The sequence below is a fragment of the Pseudomonas sp. JH-2 genome (genome assembly GCF_036231725.1).
Taxonomy (GTDB): Bacteria; Pseudomonadota; Gammaproteobacteria; order Pseudomonadales; family Pseudomonadaceae; genus Pseudomonas; species Pseudomonas delhiensis.
Map to the genome: position 1 here is coordinate 152683 of NZ_JAZAQP010000006.1, position 16870 is coordinate 169552.

The following is a 16870-nucleotide window of genomic DNA, read 5'->3' on the forward strand; positions in this document are numbered from 1 at the left end:
ATTTTATTGCATAACCATTGACCCCCTATAGTCCCGCGGCCTACTAACCTGCTTGAAACACCAAGAACGAGGGCAACCATGAACTTCTCCATCCTGCGACGCGGTTTCATCTTCGCCGGCCTGACCCTGGCCCTCGGCGCCAGCTTCCTCGGCCAGCAGGCCTCGGCCGACGAGGACCTGCTCAAACAGATCCAGGCCAACGGCGCGATCAAGGTCGGCCTGGAAGGCACCTACCCGCCCTTCAGCTTCGTCGACGAGAGCGGCAAGCTGTCCGGCTTCGAGGTGGACTTCGCCGAGCTGCTGGCCAAGGAGCTGGGGGTGAAGGCCAAGTTCCAGCCGACCAAGTGGGATGGCATCCTCGCCGCCCTCGAATCCAAGCGCCTGGACGTGGTGATCAACCAGGTGACCATCTCCGAGGAGCGCAAGAAGAAGTACGACTTCTCCGAGCCCTACACCGTCTCGGGCATCCAGGCCTTGGTGCGCAAGGGCGACGAAAGCAAATACGACAAGCCCGAGAAGCTCGCCGGGGTGAAGGTCGGCGTGGGCCTGGGCACCAACTACGAACAGTGGCTGAAGCAGAACGTGCCGCAGGCCGACGTGCGCACCTACGAGGACGACCCGACCAAGTTCCAGGACCTGCGCAGCGGGCGCATCGACGTGATCCTGGTGGACCGCCTGGCAGCCTTCGACATGGTCAACAAGACCAAGGGCGCCATGGCCCTGACCGGCGCGCCCTTCGCCCGCCAGGAAGCCGGCATCGCCCTGCGCAAGGGCAACCCCGAGCTGCTCGGCGCGCTGAACAAGGCCATCGAGAAGTTCAAGGCCGACGGTTCGCTGAAGCAACTCTCGGAGAAGTGGTTCCAGGCTGACGTGACCCAATGATCGACGAAAGCCTGCAGCTTGCGCTGGATTCCGCGCCCTTCCTGCTCAAGGGCGCGGTCTTCACGGTAGTCCTGAGCGTCGGCGGCATGTTCTTCGGGCTGCTGCTGGGGTTTATCCTCGCCCTGGCGCGCCTGTACGGCCACGCCGTGTTCAGTTGGCTCGCGCGCATCTACGTGTCCTTCTTCCGCGGCACGCCGCTGCTGGTGCAGTTGTTCATGATCTACTACGGCCTGCCGCAGCTGGGCCTGGAGCTGGACCCGCTGCCGGCGGCGCTGATCGGCTTCTCGCTGAACATGGCCGCCTACGTCTGCGAGATCCTCCGCGCGGCCATCGGCTCCATCGACCGCGGCCAGTGGGAGGCGGCCTCCAGCATCGGCATGACCCGCGCCCAGACGCTGCGCCGGGTGGTGCTGCCGCAGGCCGCGCGCACCGCCCTGCCGCCGCTGGGCAACAGCTTCATCTCGCTGGTCAAGGACACCGCCCTGGCTGCCACCATCCAGGTGCCGGAGCTGTTCCGCCAGGCACAGCTGATCACCGCGCGGACCTTCGAGGTGTTCACCATGTACCTCACCGCGGCGCTCATCTACTGGGTGCTCGCCAGCGTCCTGGCGCACCTGCAGAACCGCCTGGAAGCGCGGGTCAACCGCCATGACCAGGAGCACGAGGCATGATCGAGGTACGCAAGCTCACCAAGCGGTTCCGCGGCCAGGAGGTGCTCAAGAGCATCGACCTCTCGGTCGCGGCCGGCGAGGTGGTGGCGATCATCGGCCCCAGCGGCTCGGGCAAGACCACCCTGCTGCGCTGCCTGAACCTGCTGGAGATACCCAACGGCGGGACCATCCGTGTCGGCGACATCGAGATCGACGCCTCGCGCCCGCTCAAGCCGCAGCAGGGGCTGATCCGCAAGCTGCGCCAGCACGTCGGCTTCGTGTTCCAGAACTTCAACCTGTTCCCCCACCGCACTGCGCTGGAGAACGTCATCGAAGGCCCGGTGATCGTCAAGAAGGAGCCCCGCGAGAGCGCCGTGCAGCGCGCCCGCCAGTTGCTGGCCAAGGTCGGCCTGGCCGGCAAGGAGGATGCCTATCCCAAGCGTCTCTCCGGTGGCCAGCAGCAACGCGTGGCCATCGCCCGGGCCCTGGCCATGCAGCCGGACGTGATCCTCTTCGACGAGCCCACCTCGGCGCTGGACCCGGAACTGGTGGGCGAAGTGCTGGCGACCATCCGCGGCCTGGCCCAGGAAAAGCGCACCATGGTCATCGTCACCCACGAGATGAGCTTCGCCCGCGACGTCGCCAACCGGGCGATCTTCATCGACAAGGGGGTGATCGTCGAACAGGGCGACGCCAAGACGCTGTTCGCCCAGCCCCGCGAGGAACGCACCCGGCAATTCCTCAGCAAGTTCCTCAACCCCGAGCAGGGCCGCCCCGAATAGATCATATTATTCGATATCAAAGCTCGGATATTTGCGCTTTTTTATCAATTCGATCGGGATCAACATAACCTCCATGAACCGCGCAGGCCGGCCACTCCGCCGGCCTTGCGCCCCAAGAGGACTGATCCCATGATCGAACGCAGACCCTTCGACCAGCTCGGCGGCGCCCACCACGGCTGGCTCAACGCCAAGCACCACTTCTCCTTCGCCGAGTACTACGACCCCGAGCGCATGAGCTGGGGCAACCTGCGCGTCTGGAACGACGACGAGATCGACCCGGGCACCGGCTTCCCGCCGCACCCGCACCGCGAGATGGAAATCATCACCTACGTGCGCCAGGGTGCGATCACCCACCAGGACAGCCTGGGCAACAAGGGCCGCACCGAAGCGGGCGACGTGCAGGTGATGAGCGCCGGCAGCGGCATCGTCCACTCCGAGTACAACCTGGAAAAGGACGTGACCAGGATCTTCCAGATCTGGATCCTGCCGACGCAACGCGGCGGCACGCCGTCCTGGGGCGCCAAGCCGTTCCCCAAAGGCGACCGCGCCGGCCGCTTCGTGACCCTCGCCAGCGGCTTTGAGAGCGACGAGGACGCCCTGCGCATCCGCGCCGACGGCCGCCTGGTGGCCGCCACCCTGAAGGCCGGGCAAAGCGCCGAGTACCCCCTGGGTGCCGACCGCCGCGCCTACCTGGTGCCGGCGACCGGCAAGGTGGAAGTCAACGGCGTGCCCCTCGCCGCCCGCGACGGCGCTGCCATCGCCGAGGAAGCGATGGTGAAGGTGACGGCGCTGGAGGACAGCGAGGTGATTCTGGTGGATGTTGCCTGATCCCCACCTACAACGAAAAGGCACGCCTCGCAGGCTGTGTGAAAACCCGAGCGGCTCTTCGAAGAGAGCGTTCCTACGTGAAATCTGAAGAGGCTTGGCTATTCAGCCAATCCAGAATCCGCGTAGAAACGCGAAATCCAGGTTGTTTTTTAACCAGCGGGACCGATCCTGAGGTTTTCACACAGCCTGCTCGGCGTGCCTTTTTTCGGTCCATCAACCATTGAACTTAAGGCTGATTTTGATCTGTTCGACGACCTGGTTCTGCTCCGCTTCGGAAATCCCCAGCCACAAGGGTAGACGTACCAAGCGCTCGGATTGCCGTTCAGTCACCGCCATGCTGTCGTGTACTCGACCATAGCGCTCACCTGCCGGGGAGGCGTGCAGCGGCACGTAATGGAAAACGGCCCCTATCCCTTGTCGCTTCAGATCATCCAGCAGTTGCTCCCGACTTGCAGCGGAATCCAGTAGCACATAGTACATATGGGCGTTGTGCTGACAGTCGGCAGGCACCACGGGGCGACGCAGGAGGCCTTCCTTCTCCAGCGGTTCGAGCAGTTCGTGATACAGCTCCCAGCATGCCAAACGCTCCTTGGTGATGCGTTCGGCTTCGTCGAGCTGCGCCCAGAGGAATGCCGCTATCAATTCGCCAGGGAGGAATGAGGACCCCACTTCCTGCCAGGTGTACTTGTCCACTTCGCCTCGGAAAAAGCGACTGCGGTCGGTCCCCTTTTCGCGAATGATCTCCGCGCGCTGGACCAGCATCGGGTCGTTGACCAGCAATGCCCCGCCCTCTCCAGAGATGACATTCTTGGTCTCATGGAAGCTATATGCTCCAAGGTCTCCAATGCTTCCCAGAACACGTCCCTTATAAGATGCCATCACACCCTGGGCCGCATCTTCCACGACCTTGATCTGCCGTTTATGCGCGACGGCCATGATGCTATCCATTTCACAGGCGACACCTGCATAGTGGACCGGTACCAGTGCACGGGTACGTTCAGTGATTGCCGACTCGATCAGGCGCTCATCAAGATTGAGAGTATCCTCGCGGATATCCACGAAGACCGGCACCGCTCCGCGCAAGACAAAGGCATTGGCTGTGGAAACGAAGGTAAACGAAGGCATTATGACTTCATCTCCCGGCTGGATCTTCAGCAGCAGAGCAGTCATTTCCAAAGCCGCAGTGCAGGAATGGGTCAAGAGCGCCTTGGCCGATCGGGTGTATCGCTCCAGCCAGGCATGGCACAACTTGGTGTACTGACCATCCCCAGAAAGATGTCCGGAAAGATGAGCATTGGCGATATTGTAAAGCTCTCGTCCAGAAATGTACGGGCGATTGAATGGAAGCTTCTTCGACACAGGCTTATCCCTTGTTTCCGGTTATGCATCTGGCATTGACGACAACAATACTGCCAAGATTCTTCACGACCTTGAGCTCCAACTCACCTTGATGCCGCTGCATGCAGTAGTTGCGAAGATATTCCCCCTGGGCTGGAATCGGCCTATCGGCATAGCCACTGAAGTCGAGGCCTTGCGAGGACAGCAGGCGTTGTACGAACCAGCCTGGTTTCTCACTTTCCAGTCGATAGGCCAGCGAAGTCGGAGCATAGGTTCCTGATGAGAGGGAGTAAAAACGAAACCCTGCGTTGTGCAGATCACGATCAAGCGGCGAGTAGACATATTCATAGGGGAAATAACCCCCCCAGGTCACGATCACATCCGTACCCAGCTCTTTGACGTCGCGCCGGATGTCCTGGACCATCCCGTCTATCTGCTGATGTTGTTTTACTGTTTGCCAAAAGGTACTGGCCGCCAAAGAACAAAGTGCGATATATGCCAGCCACCGGCGCGCACCTCGCAACGCAGACGCCTGTGCAACCATCCACAGGAGGCAAGCACTCAACGCTGGATAATAGGCCCAGAAGACACCTGGCCTACCTATATAACCGGTATAGAACAGACCAGCATAAAATAAAAAAAGGCATAGCCACATTCGCGAACTACCCAACAGCGCACCGATGACTAGCCCAGCCAGCGCAAGTGGAAAAGCACGTGGATCCTGCCAAGCAGAATGGATGGATTCGATCCCCCTCCCAACGCTACGCGGCGCACTGAGTTCACCCGGCACAGCCTGGCGTAACGCCTCCATGGTCCGCGAAGACGTCAGGTTGTCATCGACAAAGAACCAGCTCCTCAACAGGTCGAAATCATTGCCGCTCAGATCGCTGGAAGAATTCAGGGGGAGGGTTTTCAGATAGTCCGCCAGGCCATAGTCCGTAAGCTTCACCCTTACGGCATTGAAGGCGTTGTACTTCGCCCAACTGACATCCGAATAGGACGCGCGATCGAAAGCGATTGCCGCAAGGCTGGCAGCAGCAATTGCAAGGAACAGCAAGAGAAACGCCCGATCACGCAGGATACGGAGCGACAACCAGAGTGGTATCGAAACAGCAACGATGAAGAGAAACTCGTTCCATCGAATCAGATAGGACACTAGGGCCAGAATGAAGCACAGGAACAGCGCCCCGTTGCCACGTCGTTCCCGATAATCCAGCAGCGCCAGCACAGCTGCCGCCCCAGCCAGCCCTGAAACAACTGTGAATTGTGGGAAGACGCACGGGTAAAAGAATACGCTGAATACCGCAACCACGGCGGCCCCGGGGCCCATGCCTCGACGGATGAGAAAATGGCAGGCCACTAGCGCAACTGCCAACAGAACCAGGTAAGTGACCAACGAATATCCAAGTAACCCGCGGACACTCGGTATGCATTGAATGAACGCCCCCCACAGGGCGTTGGAGAAGATCAGATTGCGACTGGGCACGGCAATCGAGCCGAACCCTTCCACACGCATCGCCATGCCTACATCGTCATTGGTCTGCCAGTAGGGCTCCCATACCGACAATGCGCTCGACAACAACACACAGAGCAGCAACGGCAACGCCAATGGCAGGGTACGCGCCCAGCGGGCGGAAACCGATATCGAATTCACGTGCGTTTTCCAGCACTGATCAGGGTATGCAGTGCCGCTACGGCACCACCGATCAGGGCAAGCACCACACGATTGAGATACATCAGGAAGGCGAGCAGCACGGCGTCTGCGACTGGCACACCGACTCTTCCCAGCAACCAGACCATCACACCTTCCCGAACACCTATACCCCCCAGTGAAATGGGTAATACAGTTGACAGATAGATGATTGGAATGACTACCAGGCAGAGTGCCAGGGGCAGTTCCAGTGCCATGACCTGCGCGAAGTAATAGAAAACCAGGATATCTGCAGCCTGGAACAAGGTGCTAAGCAGCAAAGTAGACAACAAAGTCCCAGACGGGAGACTCCATAACTTCTGGTAGAGCACCACCAATCTGTCCAGATGCTGGCCGACAAGCCTGCCGCCAAGGCATTTCAACAACCATGGAGTACCGCTCAGCGCCACGATGAAAACCAATAGTGAGGCCACAATCGTCGGGGCAATCAACAGGGCCTCCGAACCTAGCTTTCGACGAAGGGCATCATTCAGCGCAAGCACGCCCAGCGAACCGACCAAGGCCACCCCGCAAAGCCCCAGTCCACGCTCAATGGCCACCGAAGCCAGAACCCTGGATAGGGCACCACGCTGACGCGCCGCACACAGAGCCACCCTCACAGCATCGCCACCCAGCACACCGGGCAACATGACACCGTAGAAGGTACCCACCAGATACAGATAGAGAGCACTCGAAGATCGCAGGACGATACCTAAAGCGGCAAGAACCAGGCGCCAACGATTGGCAGCCATGACCAGCCCCACGAGAAGAATCAACGGCCCAGGCCAAAGACGATAAAGGCTCCCATCGCGCAGCAGCGAGGCGATAGCCGACCAATCGAGAAAACGAATGAGGTAGACGACCACGGCAACAGAGAAGCTTGCCTGGAAGAGAACCAGCCACATACGACGAGACATCAACAATCCGTCAGCTCTGATGGTTTCGGTTCAATAGGGCTTCCAGCGCCTCAGCATCAGGAGCCGAACTCAATAGATCGAAATGTCGCCGAATATCATCGGCTGACCAGTCCCACCACTGCAGCTCTTCCAGCTTCCGGATGATCGCTGCCGGGAAGCGATACTTCACCACCCTGGCCGGCGCCCCAACCACCACGGCATAGGGCTCAACGTCAGTCGTAACTACGGCATTGGCTCCAACGACAGCGCCGTTACCTATGCGTACTCCGCGACGGACCACTGCACCCGCGGCTATCCAGACATCGTGTCCGATGCTCAACGGCAACACGAAACGGTCATAAGGAATTTCTGCCGAGAACGGACGGAGCTGGTCATGATCGTTATATAAGAACGAGTGTTGAACGATGCGTGAATGATCATGCTCGCCGCCACCAATGCTGACATTCCATGAGATGGAACAGAAACTGCCAATATCGGCATGCATGATCACCGTATTCATGCCGGTATAGGAGTGTCGCCCCAGATTCGCATGAAGCAGATGATTGGCACGCTCTATCCTGACTCGGCTGGCCAACTGGCTGAAGTCGACACGAGAGAAGTTGCCGACCGAAACATGCTCCGCCAAGGTAGACGCCTTGATTCGTGCGCCAGCGTACACTGTGGCCAGCGGGTCTATCCGGCTGTCAATCTCCTGATAATCCATACCTGGCCGCCTCCCGTTTATCGCGCAGCGTCATTGCAATGTCTTCGGCAGCGGCCTGCAGAGTCCATACAGGAGCCCAATCGAACTCTCGGCGGAAGCACGAACTATCCATCAATGAGTGCTCCGGCACGTTCGTCATGCTCTGCGCCTCACTTACCCGGTGTTCCCGGCCAAATGCCCGGAATATAGTCCGCGCGATCTGTTCCAACGATGAGCACTCTCCCGACCCCAGATTGAAGACGCCACTGCCAGATCTAAGCAGCGTAGCCTCAATGGCAGTAGCTATATCCCTGATATAAAGATATTCCCGAAGAATACCTGTCACCGTCAGTGTCACCGGCTCATCACGGTAAGCCTTGCGAATGAAGGTGGCGATGGCACTGCTCGCATACTCCCCCAGTCCGAACACCTGGGCCAGACGGAGGGTCACGATATTCAGTCCACGCTGCATGAAGTAATCCGCAGTCAGTTCTGAGTGCCTCTTGGCCAAGGCATAAAGCGACTCCGGAGCTGGCGTTTGAACCTCACTCCACGGCACGGGCAATCGCCCATAGACACCCCGTGTCGAGGCTAGTACGACCCGTTGGAGCGCACATTGTTCAGCACAGAGCAGCACCCGGTAGTCCAGGCTTACATTACCCAGAACATCGGAATCGATATTCCCCTTGGGCCGAGTGGCAGCGAGATGGACTAGGCCATCCATCCCCGCAAGATGACGTCGCAGGGAGTCAATGGAGTAGTCAGTCGCAATATAGGTGACTCCCGGCAATCGCTCGTCAGGAAGCGTACGCGACAGAGCGAATACTTCGTATCGTGGTCCGAGCAACTCGACCAGATGCTTGCCGACGAAACCGTTAGCCCCGGTGATGGCAAGTTTCATGGGCTAAAGCTCTCCCATCACGATCTGATAGCCGCACTTCTCCATGACCCCGTTGGTGCTCCGAACGTACTCGCCAGGTGCGTAGTAGAATTCGACATGAACGGCATCGGGATGCGCATCGACCAAGGAGAAACTCTCGCCTGGTGGCTGACAAAAGAACTCCAGATAGGCTGGCCGGACGTTCAGGGCAGCGGGCATGGTGACCGTCCGCCCTTGCAGCCGCTTGATGCAACCATCCAGCAGATCGACACCAGTGCTGGCCAGAATCAGGCGCCACAGGTGGCAGCCATCCAGCCGAGGGGCGACCTCGATCAAATAGGGAAGGTCCCCATTCATCTTGATCTGAAAATACAGCGGTCCTTCCTGTATACCCAATTGCGCCGCTGTCCGTAGCACCAGTTCACGAACTGCCTCTTCCGCCCTGTCCGAGAAGCTGGCTGGAAGGATGTGTCGGCGGATGATGCCGCCATCGAACTGGGCCCAGGACTCCCGCTCGGAAGGGAGGAAGAAGACCATCTCCCCCTCGGCGAAGAAGGCATTCACGGATATCTCTCGCCCTTCGATTTTCTGCTCGACTATGACACGACCGGAACGGGAGAAGCCGACCGCCGCGGCAAAAGCTGCCGGTATCTGCGCGTACGCCGACACACTGCAAACACCCCGCTGCCCCTGACTGTCGACTGGCTTGAGCATCGCCGGCAAGGGCACGCTGGTCACCTGGTTCGCATGCTCCAGCACCTCGAACTCCAGCGATCCGGGCAAGCCCTGCAAGTGATGCCGCAACAACCCCTTGTTGTTACAAGTCACCGCAACCTCTTCACTGACCAGCCGCGGCAAATGAAGTTGCTCCGCCACGTACCCCACCGTAGGCATGGCAACATCAGACCCAACGGAGTAGATCTGATCCACGGCATGGTCGCGGGCATAGCGCAGGACGGAATCTCTGTCGGTAATGTCCACCTGAGCGAAATGCCGTGCATGGGCTCGACCTGGGCCAGCCGTGGTATTGCTCAGTGCATGCGTTTCAAATTCGCTCGTCAAACGCGCCAACAGATCAGCCTGCGCGGCACCAATTCCCAGTACCAGAAATCTTTTAGTCACTCCAAGCCCTCATCCATTCGCCCTAGCGCTGGCTGCCGCTATCATAGCCCTCATGCAGTTCGGTTTCCGTAACGCTCGTCTGCCTGCGCACGAAGTACTGGGGAGTGGCATTGACCCGCTGGAGAATCCGCAAAACATACTCACCGATCACCGCAAAGGCGAAGAAGTTGAAACCGGAGAGGAACAGCAACAGCAAGGTAGTTGTCATCCAACCAGGAACCGCGATACCGCCCAGAAAGTACCGGCATAGCAGGTAGGCGGAGAACAGCACGCTGAAGATGATCCCGAAACCACCGATCACCCCAAGAAGACGAAGGGGCAGAACGGACTGCCCGATGAAGTTGCTCATCGTTGCCCGCAGCAGGCGCGACAAGGTATACCCGCTTTTACCTTCCCGACGGGGATAGTGCGGAACAATGACATTGACAATACGCCGCGTTACCGAACTTAGCATAACGCCTAAAACAGGATTCAATGCTCGTAGCTCAAGCAAAGCATCAACCACCGGCCGCCGAATGGCTCGAAAACTGGTAAATCTCAAATCCCGAGGCTTCCCTAGGAACAGCACATTCATTTCATTTACCAACTGGCTACCCAGACGCCGAAACAAACTATGTTGCTTTTCGGCTGGCACGCCCATTACGACGTCAGCATCACTTTCCAGACCTTCCAGCAACAGAGGGATATCCTCAGGCGCACTTTGTAGATCGTCGTCAATGGTTACTACGACCTGACCTCGCGAGTGAGCCATGCCGCACAAGGTGGCACTACCTTGGCCAAAGTTGCGCATAAGTTGAATAGCAAGAGTATGAGAGTCTTTTTCAGCAAGAGACTGTAGGATAGCCCACGTATTCCCGGGCCCACAATCATCAACAAAGACGATCTCATAACTCTTCCCCTGCTTCTCCAACGTCTCTGTCAGACGTCGATGGAGCTCATGAAGGGTAAGCTCCGAGCCATAAACTGGAACAACGACACTATACGCAAAAAAGTCACTCACTTTTCAACCTCTCAAATACTCCTCGTAGGATAGCAAACAAAGAACACATCAACCTTCACCAGGAAAATCCTTAGCTACAAACACACGACAAGATGGACAACGATCATCGGAATTAGGCAAGGCATGGAAATTTTCCACTATATATTCATATATATGCGGATTAGTATTTCTGAACCTCAGCTCGTCACGACCATCCAGGGGAATATCAACAACAATTATCACACCCGGGTTCGCCGCCTTGATTCGCTCAATCTCCTCTTGCTCAAAAGCAACTCCACGCGACCACAGAGCATAGTTCGCCCAAAGCGGGGACTTATCCCCAAGTACAGCATAAGCTCCTGGCCAATACGGAGTCGCTATAAATGCACGATGCCCTCCTGAATACTTCTCAGCAAGATCCAATATGAACTGGACATTTTTTGCTGTCGCAGAATCTACTTCCAACTTATCGCCTGCTACCACTAGCTCGTCGCATCGGTTACCTCCACTACAGTTCCAACCTGGCTGATTGGCTCCGCCACCGATGAGGCTAATCGTCAATAATCCCAATAGCAAAAAAACCTTCCTCTTCCCATTCTGTCGGAAGATCAGGAGCAAGCACCCTATAAGCAGAGGGAAAATTCCTTGAGAAAGATGGCCTGTATCCGCACGTGAATAAGCATAGTGTGCATAAGGCAGCGACAAGAAAGCGGCACCTACAAAAACTGCGGGAACAGATCTACCTCTCAGCCTTTCAAAAAACACCCACAGAATCGAAAATATTCCGAATATCAATAAAGAAACGAAAAGAACACCAACCCAAAACGCTCGCAGGCTTTCCAACCAAGATGATGTGGAAAAACTAACAAGCCATGGCCAAGGAACAGGAAGAGGAAAATTCGTTGCCCCTCGGGAAACCTGAAACTTCACTCCATTTAAAAATGCATCCTCAAAGCCAGGAACGAAGAGAATCAAGAAAAGCATAGGGGTATACCCCACAACAACACCTATACTCCATGAAAACATTTTCTTTACTGCAGAATCTCTAGCCCCCTCCCCAATCAGCAACCAGAGCATGATAGCCAGGCTCGCCACAGCTCCATACAGTCCGTGATTACGCCCCAGAAAAGCAATCAGTCCAATCCCCACCCCCGCCCCAAAATAGTGACGAGGAGTTCTGGCGCTCGCAAGACATGCCAATATCCCGACAAGGAATATCGAAATAGAAATATCAAACAACTTATGACGCGGAAACATCCAAAGTACAAAAACAGCTGCAGCAAACAGGAGAAATATCCCATCCACTCCCCTCAGACTGGGACGAGACCGAGCGACTAGATAAACCCCGCAAAACAGCCCAAGAAACTGAAAAATAGAAATAGCCACACGAAGATAGACTATTCCATTTCCTCCCATGATAGACATTACTGCGGCCGACCAGTAATAACGCCCTGGATCATATGACATAAAATCTTTGAGCGGCACTTCCCCCAACATAGTCCGCTGAACGCCATACCACAAGAAACCCTCATCCCACAGATTCAAGCCTCGATGGCCAAACCACAAGAATGCCACCAAGACAAAGAGTAGAGATAACACGCCACTCCAGATGAATCGTCTAAAAGAATCGCTTCTTTGCCCCGCGAGCGCTTTCAAACCATCCCCCTAAAACGTAAAAATAAGAAATATGTTACATGCAGCAAAACAAACAACAGCAGCCCTCATAACGCATAAAAAACCCAGCCAAATGGCTGGGTTCTCTAATAGCTGGTGGACCGAAGGAGGATCGAACTCCCGACCTCCGCATTGCGAACGCGGCGCTCTCCCAGCTGAGCTATCGGCCCGATAGGGTAGGAATCTAACCCAGGCATTACCTGCAGGCAACGATGGCACTGTCGGAAAAATAGACACCCCCTCAGCACCCATTCAACGCTTGCGACACAGCCCCATGCCGTCGCCCAGCGGCAGCAGGGAATAATCCACGCGCTCGTCCGTTTTCAGCGCCAGGTTCAGTTGCTGGATGGCGCGGGTGTCGGCGCTTTGCGGGTTGGCTTCGAGCACCCGGCCGCTCCACAGCACGTTGTCGAAGATCGCCAGGCCGCCCTGGCGCAGCAGCGTCAGGGCGTGCTCCAGGTAGCGCGGGTAGTTGGCCTTGTCGGCGTCGATGAAGGCGATGTCGAAGCTGCCCGCCTGCCCTGCCTTTTCCAGGCCGGCCAGGGTGTCCAGCGCCGGGCCCAGGCGCAGTTCGATGCGGCTTTCGACGCCGGCGTCGCGCCAGTACGACTGTGCCGTGGCGTTGTAGTCGCCGGGCAGGTCGCAGCAGAGGATGTGGCCGTCTTCCGGCAGGGCCTCGGCCATGCACAGGGCGCTGTAGCCGGTGAAGGTACCCACTTCGAGGATGCGCCGGGCGCCGGTCAGCTTCACCAGCAGGGCGAGGAACTGGCCCTGCTCGGGGGCGATCTGCCAGCGTGCCGTGGGCAGGGCGGCGGTTTCCTCGCGCAGGCGCGCCTTCAGCGGCGTGTCGCGCAGGGAGGTGTCGAGCAGGTATTGGTAGAGCGCGTCGTCGAGGTTGAGCGTACGGGTGGTCATGGGCCCTCCTGAAGATCAGGGATGGAGGGCGAGGCTCTGTACCGCGAGGACGCGCTTGGCTTCCAGGAAGGCCCGCTGCCAGTAAGGGCTGTCGAGGCTGTCCAGGCGTACGGTCCCGCCCGTTCTGGGCGCATGCACGAAGCGCCCCTCGCCGACATAGATACCCGCATGGCTGACGTTGCGTCCACCGTTGGTGGCGAAGAACACCAGGTCGCCGCTCTGCAGGCCCTCGCGGCCGACCACGGGGGCACGCATGCCGATCATCTCGCGGGTCGAGCGCGGCAGCTGCAGGCCGGTGGCGTCGCGGTAGACGTAGCCGATCAGGCCACTGCAGTCGAAACCGCCGTCAGGGGTATTGCCGCCCCAGCGATAGGGCGTACCCACCAGGCCGATGGCGCGGATCAGCACGTCGTCCGCGGCCTGGGAATCGCTGCCGAAGTTGTTCGAGGGGGCGTAGACCACCGGCGGTGGCGCAGGCGGCGTATGGCTGGCACAGGCCGCCAACAGGGAGACCAGTGCGAGAGAGAGGATACGAAGGGAGGTATGCATGTGATGGCATCCCCGATTCAGGAATGCCATCACTTTGCACCGTCAAACGGTTAAGCGCAATACTTAAAGTAAAACTTTAAGATTAGCGCGTTACCGTCTGCTGCGCCTGGTAACCCGGCTCCAGGACGCGTTTGGCTTCCATGTAGCTCAGGCGCCAGTAGCTGTCGTCCAGGTTGTCCACCCGTACACCACCGCCACGGCGGCTGGCGGAGTGGATGAACTGGCCATCGCCGATGTAGATGCCGGCGTGGCTCACGCGCCCGCGACCACGGTTGTTGAAGAAGATCAGGTCGCCCGGTTGCAGGTCTTCCTTGGAGACCAGCGGGACGTCCATGGTGATCATCTCGCGCGTGGAACGCGGAAGCTTGATTCCAGCCTCTTCGCGGAACAGATAGCCGACGAAGCCGCTGCAATCGAAACCGGTTTTCTCCGAACGGCCCCCGAAGCGATACGGCGTGCCGATCAGTTCGAATGCGCGATCCAGAATGCTGGAAACCCGCCCTGACGGGTTCCCGTTATCATTTCCTGCCCCCTCGTCTTCTACATCCGCCAGCGTTGCCTGATGGTGGTCAATCTGAGCCCAGCTGCGGGTGGCCTGCTCTACGGCAACCTGCTGTTGACCCGGCTGGGACTCCGGCGAATGGCTGGCGCAAGCGGCCAGCAGCAAGACGAAACTCATGGGCACGAGGGGTGCGAAGCGTCTAAGCATGGGCACGACCGTGTCTCATTAGTTCCATTAGCGCGCTAATGTGCCCGCTCGATCGAGGCGATGCAAGTTTTTTATCGCGAAATGTGACCTATCAGTTGCGGCAGAATGTCTAAGGCTCGACCGACAATTCTCGCATCGACCCTCGCGCTGAGGTCGGTCAGCCCCGGATTCACCTCGGCGACGAAGCCACCGGCGGCGCGGGTGCGCAGCACCGGCTCGACGATGTAGGGAAAGCTCGCCGTGGTCCCCACCAGCAGCACCACCTCGAAGCCCTTGCGCAGTTCGCCGTAGAGGCTGTCGATCGCCGCCTCCGGCAACATCTCCTCGAACAGCACCACCGGCGGCCGCAGCACGCCGCCACAGTCCGCGCAACGCGGCGGCAGCGGACGCTGCAGGTGCGCCTCCAGCTCATCGCTCTCGGCCCCGCACGACTGGCAGAACAACGGCCGCAGTTCGCCGTGGATCTCGATCAGCCGCTCCAGCGGCGAACCGGCGCGGCGATGGAAGCCGTCGATGTTCTGCGTCAGCACCCAGCACCCCGGCTTGCGCCTCTGCAGTTCGGCGATGGCCTCGTGGCCGGCGTTGGGCGTGGCGGCGAGGCAGGCCCGGCCGAGCTGCGCCAGGTACTTCCAGCACAGCGCCGGGTCACGCCGCAGCATGGGCCCGGAGATGGCCGTCTCGATGGCGATGCCTTCCTCGGTCACGCCGTTGTACAGGCCGCCCAGGCCGCGGTAGGTGGGCATGCCGGAATCCGCCGAGAGGCCGGCGCCGGTGATCACCAGGATGCGCTCGGCGCCCTGCAGGGCGTGGACGAGCGCGGCCATCGAAGCGTCCATGGGGGTTGTTCCTGTCAGGCTGGCGCGTCGCCAGCGGGTGGATGCTGCGCGGCGAGGCGTTGCAGACGCCCCAGCAGCGTCGTGCGCGGGATGCGCAGGCTGGCGGCCGCCTGTGAGAGGTTCCCGCGCGCCCGGCGCAAGGCCTCTTCTATCAGCTCGCGCTCGTGTTCCGCCAGCCTTTCGCGCAAGCCCGTCGCCGGCGCCGCGTCATCGGCCGCGGCGCTGGCCGCCATGTCCTCCGGCGCTTCGTCGGCGAAGACCACGTCATCAAGCACCGCGCCAGCCTGGCCATGCAGCAGCAGGCTGCGGCGGATCACGTTCTCCAGCTGGCGCACGTTGCCCGGCCAGGCGCAGGCCTGCAGGCGCGCCAGCGCCCTCGGCCCCAGGGCCGTCACCTGCGGGTTCAGGCTGCGCGCATCGCGGCGCACGAAGGCCCGGGCCAGCAGCTCGACGTCCGCGGGCCGTTCGCGCAGCGGCGGGATGCTCAGGCTACCGACCTCCAGCCGGTAGTAGAGGTCCTCGCGCAGGCGCCCCTCGGCGATCGCCTGGCACGGCGCCTGGTTGCTCGCGGCGATCAGGCGCACGTCCGCCTGCATCGGCCGCAGGCCGCCCAGCGGCAGGTAGCTGCCGTCCTGCAGCACGCGCAGCAGCTTGCTCTGCAGGGCCATGGGCATGGAGTTGATCTCGTCGAGGAACAGCGAGCCGCCTTCGGCCAGGGCGAACATGCCCTTGCGGTTCTCGGCGCCGGTGAAGGCGCCGCGGGTAGTGCCGAACAGGGTGCTTTCCAGCAGCGTCTCGGGGATGGCCGCGCAGTTCAGGGCGATCATCGGGCCGCCGCGCCGCGGGCTCAGGGCATGGGCCCGGCGGGCGAAGAGTTCCTTGCCGGTGCCGGTCTCGCCATGGATCAGCAGCGGCAGGTCGGTCGCGGCGAAGATGTCCAGGCGCTGCAGTTGCCGCAGCAGGCCGGGCGTGACGCTGAGGATCGACGGGCAGTCCGGCTCGTCGCCCGCGGCGGCGCCCTCCGCCACCACCTCGCCCACCTCCATCGCCCCGAGCAACTGGCCATCGCGCCCCTGCAGCGGGATCGCCCGGTGCCGGTACTGCAGCAGTTCGCCGCCGGCGCCGACATAGGCCTGCAGCGTATCGATGGATGGCCGCCCCTGCGCCAGGCAGCGCAGCAGGGTGCTCTGCTCGGCCGGCAGCCAGGGCGCGCTCTGCAGCACGTGCATGCCCAGCGCCTGCCGAGGGTCGAGACCGTCGAGCAGGCCACTGGCCCGGTTGTAGTAGACGAAGTGCCCCTGGGTATCGACCACCGTGACCGGTTGCCGCAACCCATCGAAGATCGGCGCCAGGCTGTCCACCAGCCAGCGCAGCGCGTCATTTCCCGCAGGAACCGTCGATTTGTCGACAACAGCCATGGCAGCCCAGCCTTTTATA

17 protein-coding genes and 1 tRNA gene are annotated in these 16870 nt (G+C 59.8%); 4 read left to right on the forward strand and 14 right to left on the reverse strand.

Annotated elements, in window-relative coordinates:
- Window positions 1–78: 78 nt before the first annotated feature.
- The 4 genes from tcyJ to VV867_RS06510 all read left to right on the forward strand — a co-directional run bounded on the left by tcyJ (window position 79) and on the right by VV867_RS06510 (window position 3142).
- Window positions 79–882, forward strand: a complete 804-nt coding sequence (gene tcyJ / locus VV867_RS06495) for a cystine ABC transporter substrate-binding protein (RefSeq protein WP_275627366.1) — start codon at window positions 79–81, stop codon at window positions 880–882.
- On the forward strand, window positions 882–1553 hold the full coding sequence (gene tcyL / locus VV867_RS06500) for a cystine ABC transporter permease (RefSeq protein WP_275630524.1): 672 nt from the start codon (window positions 882–884) through the stop codon (window positions 1551–1553). Before tcyJ ends, tcyL begins: the two co-directional genes overlap by 1 nt.
- A complete protein-coding gene (gene tcyN / locus VV867_RS06505; RefSeq protein WP_328565910.1) occupies window positions 1550–2314 on the forward strand; it encodes an L-cystine ABC transporter ATP-binding protein TcyN in 765 nt (254 codons plus the stop codon). The genes tcyL and tcyN overlap by 4 nt, the downstream gene beginning before the upstream one ends.
- A 129-nt stretch (window positions 2315–2443) precedes the next feature.
- Entirely contained in the window at window positions 2444–3142 is a 699-nt protein-coding gene (locus tag VV867_RS06510) for a pirin family protein (RefSeq protein ID WP_089391870.1), read from the forward strand.
- A 213-nt stretch (window positions 3143–3355) separates the two neighbouring features.
- On the opposite strand, the gene rffA is transcribed toward VV867_RS06510, so the two are convergent.
- The 14 genes from rffA to VV867_RS06580 all read right to left on the reverse strand — a co-directional run bounded on the left by rffA (window position 3356) and on the right by VV867_RS06580 (window position 16851).
- On the reverse strand, window positions 3356–4501 hold the full coding sequence (rffA, locus tag VV867_RS06515) for a dTDP-4-amino-4,6-dideoxygalactose transaminase (protein WP_328565911.1): 1146 nt from the start codon (window positions 4499–4501) through the stop codon (window positions 3356–3358).
- A gap of 4 nt (window positions 4502–4505) precedes the next feature.
- Window positions 4506–6134 (reverse strand): hypothetical protein, encoded by a 1629-nt coding sequence (locus VV867_RS06520; RefSeq protein WP_328565912.1) that lies wholly within the window; start codon window positions 6132–6134, stop codon window positions 4506–4508.
- Entirely contained in the window at window positions 6131–7087 is a 957-nt protein-coding gene (locus VV867_RS06525) for a lysylphosphatidylglycerol synthase transmembrane domain-containing protein (protein ID WP_328565913.1), read from the reverse strand. The genes VV867_RS06520 and VV867_RS06525 overlap by 4 nt, the downstream gene beginning before the upstream one ends.
- A gap of 10 nt (window positions 7088–7097) precedes the next feature.
- Window positions 7098–7790: a CatB-related O-acetyltransferase gene (locus VV867_RS06530; protein WP_328565914.1), complete on the reverse strand. Its 693-nt coding sequence runs from the start codon at window positions 7788–7790 to the stop codon at window positions 7098–7100.
- A complete protein-coding gene (locus VV867_RS06535) occupies window positions 7771–8670 on the reverse strand; it encodes an NAD-dependent epimerase/dehydratase family protein (protein ID WP_328565915.1) in 900 nt (299 codons plus the stop codon). The genes VV867_RS06530 and VV867_RS06535 overlap by 20 nt, the downstream gene beginning before the upstream one ends.
- A gap of 3 nt (window positions 8671–8673) precedes the next feature.
- Window positions 8674–9771: an ATP-grasp domain-containing protein gene (locus VV867_RS06540; RefSeq protein ID WP_328565916.1), complete on the reverse strand. Its 1098-nt coding sequence runs from the start codon at window positions 9769–9771 to the stop codon at window positions 8674–8676.
- 22 nt (window positions 9772–9793) lie between these two features.
- Complete coding sequence (locus VV867_RS06545) at window positions 9794–10771, reverse strand: glycosyltransferase family 2 protein (protein WP_328565917.1); 978 nt, start codon at window positions 10769–10771, stop codon at window positions 9794–9796.
- A gap of 48 nt (window positions 10772–10819) precedes the next feature.
- Window positions 10820–12406: a hypothetical protein gene (locus VV867_RS06550; RefSeq protein WP_328565918.1), complete on the reverse strand. Its 1587-nt coding sequence runs from the start codon at window positions 12404–12406 to the stop codon at window positions 10820–10822.
- A gap of 112 nt (window positions 12407–12518) precedes the next feature.
- Window positions 12519–12594 (reverse strand) — tRNA-Ala (locus tag VV867_RS06555).
- 82 nt (window positions 12595–12676) lie between these two features.
- Window positions 12677–13339, reverse strand: a complete 663-nt coding sequence (locus VV867_RS06560) for a class I SAM-dependent methyltransferase (RefSeq protein ID WP_328565919.1) — start codon at window positions 13337–13339, stop codon at window positions 12677–12679.
- A gap of 15 nt (window positions 13340–13354) precedes the next feature.
- Window positions 13355–13888: a C40 family peptidase gene (locus VV867_RS06565; RefSeq protein WP_109936306.1), complete on the reverse strand. Its 534-nt coding sequence runs from the start codon at window positions 13886–13888 to the stop codon at window positions 13355–13357.
- 82 nt (window positions 13889–13970) lie between these two features.
- Window positions 13971–14603, reverse strand: coding sequence for a C40 family peptidase (locus VV867_RS06570; protein ID WP_089391873.1), 633 nt, complete (start codon window positions 14601–14603; stop codon window positions 13971–13973).
- Between the two features lie 65 nt (window positions 14604–14668).
- A complete protein-coding gene (locus tag VV867_RS06575) occupies window positions 14669–15433 on the reverse strand; it encodes an NAD-dependent deacylase (RefSeq protein WP_328565920.1) in 765 nt (254 codons plus the stop codon).
- Between the two features lie 14 nt (window positions 15434–15447).
- Window positions 15448–16851 carry a sigma-54 interaction domain-containing protein gene (locus VV867_RS06580; protein ID WP_328565921.1) on the reverse strand — a complete coding sequence of 468 codons (1404 nt, stop codon included), beginning with the start codon at window positions 16849–16851 and terminating at the stop codon, window positions 15448–15450.
- Window positions 16852–16870: the final 19 nt, after the last annotated feature.

Coding starts and splice junctions, on each gene's coding strand:
- tcyJ (WP_275627366.1), top strand. CDS start 79: ATGAACTTCTCCATCCTGCGACGCGGTTTCATCTTCGCCGGCCTGACC.
- tcyN (WP_328565910.1), top strand. CDS start 1,550: ATGATCGAGGTACGCAAGCTCACCAAGCGGTTCCGCGGCCAGGAGGTG.
- VV867_RS06510 (WP_089391870.1), top strand. CDS start 2,444: ATGATCGAACGCAGACCCTTCGACCAGCTCGGCGGCGCCCACCACGGC.
- VV867_RS06525 (WP_328565913.1), bottom strand. CDS start 7,087: ATGTCTCGTCGTATGTGGCTGGTTCTCTTCCAGGCAAGCTTCTCTGTT.
- VV867_RS06530 (WP_328565914.1), bottom strand. CDS start 7,790: ATGGATTATCAGGAGATTGACAGCCGGATAGACCCGCTGGCCACAGTG.
- VV867_RS06535 (WP_328565915.1), bottom strand. CDS start 8,670: ATGAAACTTGCCATCACCGGGGCTAACGGTTTCGTCGGCAAGCATCTG.
- VV867_RS06560 (WP_328565919.1), bottom strand. CDS start 13,339: ATGACCACCCGTACGCTCAACCTCGACGACGCGCTCTACCAATACCTG.
- VV867_RS06565 (WP_109936306.1), bottom strand. CDS start 13,888: ATGCATACCTCCCTTCGTATCCTCTCTCTCGCACTGGTCTCCCTGTTG.
- VV867_RS06575 (WP_328565920.1), bottom strand. CDS start 15,433: ATGGACGCTTCGATGGCCGCGCTCGTCCACGCCCTGCAGGGCGCCGAG.
- VV867_RS06580 (WP_328565921.1), bottom strand. CDS start 16,851: ATGGCTGTTGTCGACAAATCGACGGTTCCTGCGGGAAATGACGCGCTG.